The 7,235-nt window shown below is 68.5% G+C and carries 3 protein-coding genes and 2 pseudogenes; 3 read left to right on the top strand and 2 right to left on the bottom strand.

Annotation, left to right across the window (positions count from 1 at the left end; genetic code table 11):
* Together ACFWA7_RS39220 and ACFWA7_RS39215 are read left to right on the top strand one after the other, a co-directional pair.
* Nucleotides 1-83, top strand: a pseudogene (locus ACFWA7_RS39220) (IS5/IS1182 family transposase); the annotation flags it as partial.
* A gap of 168 nt (nucleotides 84-251) precedes the next feature.
* Nucleotides 252-407: pseudogene (locus ACFWA7_RS39215) on the top strand (NUDIX domain-containing protein); the annotation flags it as partial.
* 150 nt (nucleotides 408-557) lie between these two features.
* Here ACFWA7_RS39215 and ACFWA7_RS39210 read toward each other — a convergent pair.
* Nucleotides 558-1,064 (bottom strand): hypothetical protein, encoded by a 507-nt coding sequence (locus ACFWA7_RS39210; RefSeq protein WP_385827939.1) that lies wholly within the window; start codon nucleotides 1,062-1,064, stop codon nucleotides 558-560.
* A 117-nt stretch (nucleotides 1,065-1,181) separates the two neighbouring features.
* A complete protein-coding gene (locus ACFWA7_RS39205) occupies nucleotides 1,182-1,610 on the bottom strand; it encodes a DUF3592 domain-containing protein (RefSeq protein ID WP_385547157.1) in 429 nt (142 codons plus the stop codon).
* Between the two features lie 1,087 nt (nucleotides 1,611-2,697).
* Here ACFWA7_RS39205 and ACFWA7_RS39200 point away from each other — a divergent pair.
* Nucleotides 2,698-7,110 carry an RICIN domain-containing protein gene (locus ACFWA7_RS39200; protein WP_385827937.1) on the top strand — a complete coding sequence of 1,471 codons (4,413 nt, stop codon included), beginning with the start codon at nucleotides 2,698-2,700 and terminating at the stop codon, nucleotides 7,108-7,110.
* The last annotated feature ends 125 nt before the right edge of the window (nucleotides 7,111-7,235 follow it).

Here is a 7,235-nt window from a genome sequence, read left to right as displayed (position 1 = left end):
ACATCTTCCGTCACTCCCGATGCAGCCCCAATCGAATGACGTCAATTGCTCAAGCCGTGCTCACCCTGGAGCGCCAACGCTGAAAACGCTCACTGCGACGTCGTGCTTCGGCCTGATGGCGGAGCTGGGACGTACGAGTACGTGTCCGTTGGCGACGGCGTGCGCGTGGTCGCTGTCGACGAGGAACATCAAGTCATCCTGGTCGAGGATGACTTCTATCTTCAACGGCGTCGCGTGCTGCACCTGCCGGGCGGTGGAACCGACGGCCAGGCCCCCACGACGCTGCGGTACGGGAGTTGGAGGAGGAGACGGGGCTGGTGGCTGACGTCATGCGTGCCCTGGGCGTGATCGACCCGCTCCCGGCCATCACGCCGCGCGTACGTACCTGTTTCTGGCCACCGGGCTGACGCCGGGGGCCATGCAGCGGGACGCCACTGAGGCCGGCATGACGGTGGAGTGGAGGCCGCTGTCGGCAGCGCTTGGTGCCGTCGAGAATGGTGAGGTCACGGAGGCGGGCAGTGTGGTGGCGCTGCTCCTGGCCGAGCGCGTGCTTCGCTCTACGCCACCCGCCACGCTGAGGCCGTGACATCGCGACCGCAGAACTTGGCTAGTTCTGCCTGGAGCTGCGCGATGCTCGCGGTCGCCCGCTCGTGCGCGGCCTGGCCCTCGGCGAACCGTGGCCAGGCGCGCACGATGTCTGCGGATACCCACTGGCGGGACATCTCGCTTCGGCTGTCGCGGGCGTCCTCGGCAAGGGCGAACGTGTCGTTGCAGTGGGTGATCCACGAGGGCCGGAGCACCAGCAGGCCGGATGCCGCGGACAGCGCGGCGGTGGTCGTCGCCACCACGGGCCGGTCGGGAGCCAGGCCGTGTACCAGCGTTGTCAGCGCTTCATGGACCCCTTCGCTGTCGTACACCGCCTCGCCGACCAGCGAATCCCGGTCGTCCCGGGGAGCGTCCGCGACGGTGGGGGCGAACGGTGCGCGGGTCGCAATGGCCACCTGAGCCTTCCAGGCCCGGTCGCCCTCCTGACGGGTGCTCTGGGGCTTGAACCAGCCGGGCATGACGCCTTCCCCCCCCTCATCGACACATGTTCCACGCACTGAATGTCTATCTGACGGCTTGCCCCGCCCACAATGAGGGGGCTGGTGGAGGAAGTCCGCGTGTATCGCCTCGCCGGCTTACGCGTCGAAGCTCAGGCACACGAACAGGATGCCCAGGAGCGTGAAGGCGCCTGTGATGAGGATGCCGAAGAGGTGGCCGAACAGGGGCGACCAGGCGCCGCCGCGGCCCATGACCGTGGCGGACCGCGCGGGGTTGCCCGGCCGGTACCGTACGGTGACCGACTGCCCCTGCTCCATGAACAGGGCATCTTCTTCGAACTCGACGTACTGTCCGTCGACCGTGGTGAAGCCGTGAACGTGGCGCCAGGTGCTGCCGCCGTCGCTGCCTTCGGTCCAGTACCGGCGTACGCAGCGGCCCTCGACGGCGTTGCCGCTGATCACCGAATGGAGTCGGCCGGTGAGTTGCCAGGTGAGGCAGCCGCAGAACGATCCGAAGGTGGCCAGGATCGTCAGGCCCGCCCAGAGCATGGTCGTTTCGCCGGTCACCGGTGTCGCCCTGGTGCCGGGGCCGTCGACGTTGAGGGCGGCGTGGGCGCTTGGGCGTGAGTGGTGAGGTGAGACTGCCGGGGCGGCGCGGCGGACGGTCTTGGCGCGAGGCTGTTCGCCAGCTCGAAGCTCAGGTCCTGCAGCACACCGGCCGAGGCGTGGGCTGAGAAGTGGAGGGTCCAGGTGGGCTGGTGGACGGTGTTGCCGCCCCAGGCCGGCCAGGCGGGTAGCGGGTCGTCGTGTCTCCCGGCGGCGAAGGCGTCGAACTGGACGCCGGCGGCGTCCTCGCCCGGCGCACACCCCCGGATCCCGCATCCACGGGGACACCGGTGCCCTAACAGCCTTTGCTTTACCAGGGGTTCAGAGCCTCGACCGCGGGGCGCGCATGGCTGACTTTGCCGGCCGCGCCTTCAGTGGGCGGCACACAGCAGACAGTCACGAAGGCCAGGGCCAGTGACTGAGCCACATCCCCGGGGCCTTCCCCACGCAGGCAGCGGGTGGGGCACCCGATCGGCGCGACTCTCAGCGACACCGTCCACTGCCGTACCGGTGGTTCCGACCGGCGCCTGCACCCACGTGGCACTCACCGATTTCGCCCCTAATAGGCAATCTGCCATAGGGTTTATATAGAGGGCATTTGGTATGCACTGCGAATCTCCCCCACGCGGGAGGGTTGCCGAAAATCAGACAGATCCGCCCTCCGTGCGCGCCGCCGGACGCGCACATCCACTCCACAGGAACGCCACAGGATTCCCTGGCCCCGCAGGGGACGGCGCGCCCAGGCGCCGCTCCGGAGGCGGGCGCGGTTTCGGCCAGGCGAATCGAACGCCTGTCCTACGCCGTGAGGTTGTGTCTACGGTTGCCCGCATGCACGGAGGGTCCTGACCCGATCTGCCGTGTGAGCAAGCACATCCAGCAGCGGCCGGGGGAACAGCTGTCGCCCTGGGGGCGAGGTGTGCCCTGGGTCGCTCCGGCCTCGGGATGAAAGGCATCTCTGTTGCGTTCCAGATCATCCAACCCTCTCTTACCCAGACCCGGACAGTCGGGGCTGGCTGCCCGGATCATCCTTCTGCTGACCGCTCTCGCGATGGTTGTCGGCCTCGCGGTGCGGCCCGACCTTGCGCGACCTTCGGGCCGGGACGAGATGAGCCTGGTCGGCGATTCCTACGACGGCTACGACACGAAGACCGCTGGGCAGCTGCGCGAAGACCAGTGCGTGGCGGCTGATGCACTGCGCAAGGGCGGACCCAGCATGTACGCCCTGGCGCAGGACGCGATCGGGCTGCCGCCCGATCAGCTGCACCAGAAGGTCTACCGGGACCTCATGTCCGACAAGACCCCCCTGGTCCAGGCACGCAATGCGGACCGGGACAGCACCGATCAGTGGCTGAAGAAGGTCAGCGACCAGGAGCGGGCATGGTCCGGTGCCGTCAGCGGCCTGAGCTACCCGCACCCGCCGCGGAAGGGCACCGACATCTTCGAGCAGGTCGGGCTGCTCCCGTGGCTGTACCAGTCGTACGCGGACGACGTGTGGAACCCGCTCTACGATTCGTCGCCGACCGCCGACGACAAGACAAAGGCCGCCGCGCTCGCGCTCGGCGACCAGCTGTACACCACCGGAGGCACCCCGCAGGAGCAGCAGGCGTGGGCGCTGTGGAAGAAGAACTCCGGGAAGGTCGAGGAAAACCAGTGGTTCGTTCCTCGGGTGTTCGCCGATGACGCCCGGATCTTCCTGTCCTCGGGCGGCTTCCCCACGACGGCGCCGGCCCCGGACAGTCCTGAGTTCCGTATCGCGGTCGAGGACTTGAAGGCCCGCTTCGCCACCTGCTCGTGGCACGACCCGATCGACCCGAACCGGGCTCTGGGCAAGGAGGTGGGGCAGGCGTCGTCCGAGTGGCAGCAGGAGATCGCCTCGCAGGCCACCCAGCGCCAGCAGATCCTCGGCGCGAGCTCCACCGCCACGAAGGCGTTGCAGGACGGGACGTTCGCCCTGGGCAGGCTGCTGGGCCAGTCGTGGGTGGCGGACTACTCCACCCGCTGGCTGGACTACTCCACCGAGGGCGGCCTGGGCTGGATCGGCGACGCCTCCAACGTGATCAAGGTCGTGGCCGCTCCGGGCAAGTGCCTGGACGTCGCGGGCGGGGGGAAGGACAACGGCACTCCCGTCCAGATCTGGACCTGCAACAACGACCCGGCACAGGACTGGCGGCTGTACACCGACGACTCGGGCCTGCACGTGATGAACGTCGGCTCGGGCCGGTGCCTGGACGTCGACCACGCCAACAGCGCCGATGGTACGAAGATCCAGATCTGGGGCTGCAACCAGGCGCCCTCCCAGACATGGGAAGCCGACGTCCGCGCCACCACCAGTCTGAAGAACACGGGTACGGGCAAGTGCCTGGACCTGCACACGTTCACCAACAGTCAGGACGCCTTCCTCTACACCTGCAACGGCACGGACGCGCAGAAATTCAAGGTCTCCCCCAAGGGTCACACCGGTTCCGTGTCCAAGGCCGACGTGGACAAGGCCAAGGCGAACGTCACGAGTGCGCAGGCGGAGGCGAAGAACCAGCTCGGAGTCATCCGGGCCCAGTTGGAGACGGCGAAGAAGGCCGCCACCACGTCCACCACGGCGCAGCAGGCCGCCTACGCGGTCGCCGACCAGAACGGGGCCCCGCGGGGCCGGGGTCTGATCGTCGGACAGCAGAAGGACCAGGTCACCCAGGGCACGGTCGCCGCATTGGAGGCGATGGTCAAGGCAGGGGAGACCGCCGAGGCCGCCACCCGCGCTTCGGCTGCCGACAGCGACACCATCACCCAGCGGGCTCTCGCGCAGGCGGCGCAGGTGCGGGCCGAGTTCCGCAAGGAGGCTGCTGAGACGGCCGAGTTGCAGGCCAAGGCCGCCCGGGATGCGGCCAAACTGCATCGCGACAACGCCAAGGCGGACGCGGAGACCGCGAAGGCGAAGCTGGCCGATGCGGTGAAGGCCGAGGGCGAGGCGAAGACCGCCGCAGCCCAGGCGCACGCCAAACGCCTCGCGGCGGAGGCCGAGGAAGCGACGGCGAAGGCGGAGAAGGAAACGGCCGCGGCCAAGCAGGGCGAAGCCAACCAGCACAAACAGAACGCCCAGGCAGAAGCCGGGAAGGCCAAGGACGCCCAGGGCAAGGCCGAAGCCGCTGAGCAGACCGCCAAGGGCAAGCGCGACGACGCGGTCAAGGCCCGCGACAGGGCCGTGGAACTGCGCAACGACGCCTACAACGCCGAGCAGAAAGCCGACGCCGCCCGCGTCAAGGCCGACGCCAAGGAAGCCTACGCAGCCTCTCTGGATGCCGGTGAGGACGCTGACGCCGCCCGCAAGGCGGCGGATCAGGCCGCTGCCGCAGCCAACGATGCCGCCGCCGCAGCCAAACGCGCCCGCTCCGAGGCCGATGCCGCCAGCCAGGCTGCAGCCGATGCCGACGCGGCAGCCACTAGGGCGGAGGCGGCGGCCAAGCGGGCGCGTGCCGATGCGGATGCCGCGCAGGCGGCGAAGCTCAGGGCCGACGCGGCCGTCAGGACGGCGACCAGTGCTACGGCGGACGCCATCGCGGCTGCCCAGCACGCGGCAACCGAAGCCGCAGCCGCGGTCAAGCAGGCCAACGAGGCCACAGCACAGGCGAAGACCGCCAAGTCCAACGCCGACGCCGCGATGAAGGAGGCGCTCACCGCGCTCGCTGCCGCGGCGAAGGCCGCGGGCTACGCCCACGTCACCGCGCAGGCCGCGGCCGACGCCACGACCGCCGCACGCCAGGTCGCCAAACCGGCCAACGACGCCGTCCAGCTCGGCGGCCCGTACGCGGACACCGACAGCACGGCCTCCCTGGTGGTGCTGACGGGGCAGGCGTCGCGGACGATCGCCGAGCAGCAGCAGGCCGTCGCCCAGGCCCACGCCGACAACGCCAAGAAGGAGGCCGAGGCAGCCAAGGACATCGCCAACCAGGCCCAGGGCGATACGAAGGAGGCGTACGCCCACGCGGCCAACGCGGCCGGCTACGCGGCAGAAGCCCGCAGCTACGCGAAGGAAGCTCTCGGCTATTCGACCGAGGCAGCTGGGTACGCGGCACAGGCCGCCAAGTCCCTGGCCCGCACGGTCGAATACGACCGGCAGGCCACCGAGGACGCGGCAGCCGCCGATAAGGCAGCCGGCCGAGCTGAAGGCTACGCGAAGGAAGCAAGGGAGTCCGCCGACCAAGCTGCCCTCGACGCGGCAGCAGCCCAGGAGGCCGCCAGACAGGCCGAACAGGCCGCCAAGGACGCACAAGCCGCAGCCGACCGCGCCAACACCGCCGCCACCGAGGCGGAACAGGCCGCCAAGGACGCCGCCAAGGCGGCCAAGGACACCCAGGATGCGGCCCAACGGGCCGAGACGAAGGCGAACAACGATCAGATCAAGTCCGGGGCCACTACCGGCATCGGTGACGTCTTCTACGTCGTCGACAGCATTGAAAGTGTCGGCGAACCGGATGATGTCAAGAAGGACAACTGCAACATCATCTTCCACACCGGCGACTGCACGGTCACCGCGACCGTCCACTTCAATGCCGTCGTCGACCTCTACCTGTGCACCGCTGAGGACATGGCCCCGTACGGGTGCCCCGCAGCGGACACGCTCTACCTCGGCCGCCAGACGCTCCCCAACCTGAGCGACACGGTCACCCACACCCTCACGATGACCCAGTTCAACTCGGGCATCAACCCCGTAAAGATCCTTCTCGGCGACTTCATCGCCTGCGCCCAGAAGATCGCCCCGGGCGGGGCAAGCGGAAGCTGGGCCGGATGCGCCTGGGCCGCGAGCTGGTTCGTCGGAGGCAAGGCACTCCAAGCGATCGCCGACGGTCTCCACTCTTTCAACGCCTCCCTCAAGACAGGCATCGGCTTCACCGACGCGTGGAAGGGCCTCCGCACCCTCGGCCTGTCCGACGAGGTGATCGCGGGCATCGGAACCAAGGTGGCCAGGGCGCTCTCCGATGCGTGCAAGACACCTGGCACTGCGTCATTGGCCCGAGCCGCATCGGCCACTCTGCGCTGCTGGGTCGAAAAGGGAGGACCCGGAATATGGAAATGGGTCAAGGAAGGAGGAAAGAAACAGAGGGCCATCGACTACGAGGTACAGATCACGGGCGTACCCAACGGCTTCGGGTACGTGATCGAGAACACGCCGAACCCCGCGGGGTTCGTGAAGTTCGACGGCTACAAGAACGGTGTCCTGCTCGACCCCAAAGGTCCCGGTTATGCGAACTTCGTCGAAAACGGAGAGTTCGTCAAGAAACCATGGCTCGACATGCCCAAGGACCTGGTGGAACAAGCGGGGCGCCAGCGGGATGCGCTGAAGGCCGCAGGTGTGACCATGCCGATCCGCTGGGACGTTGCCGAGAATGAGGCATACGTCGCGATGAAGAAGCTGTTCGCCGACGAGAACGTCACCTGGATCACCCTCGTCCACACGCCACCCGCAGGCTGAGAAGGGCTAGGGTCCGGCCCCCCGCCCGCCGGGCGGGGGGCGGGCCCACCGGGTGGCCGGGGGCTGATAAACATCAACCAGCCCCCCAGACAATAACCAAGCGCGGGTTGCGGGTGGGGGGGGGT

Origin of the sequence: Streptomyces sp. NPDC059994 (assembly GCF_042737755.1) — a bacterium.
Taxonomy (GTDB): domain Bacteria; phylum Actinomycetota; class Actinomycetes; order Streptomycetales; family Streptomycetaceae; genus Streptomyces.
The sequence above is the reverse complement of the archived record's forward strand: the minus strand, read 5'-3'. Positions and strand labels throughout refer to the sequence as shown.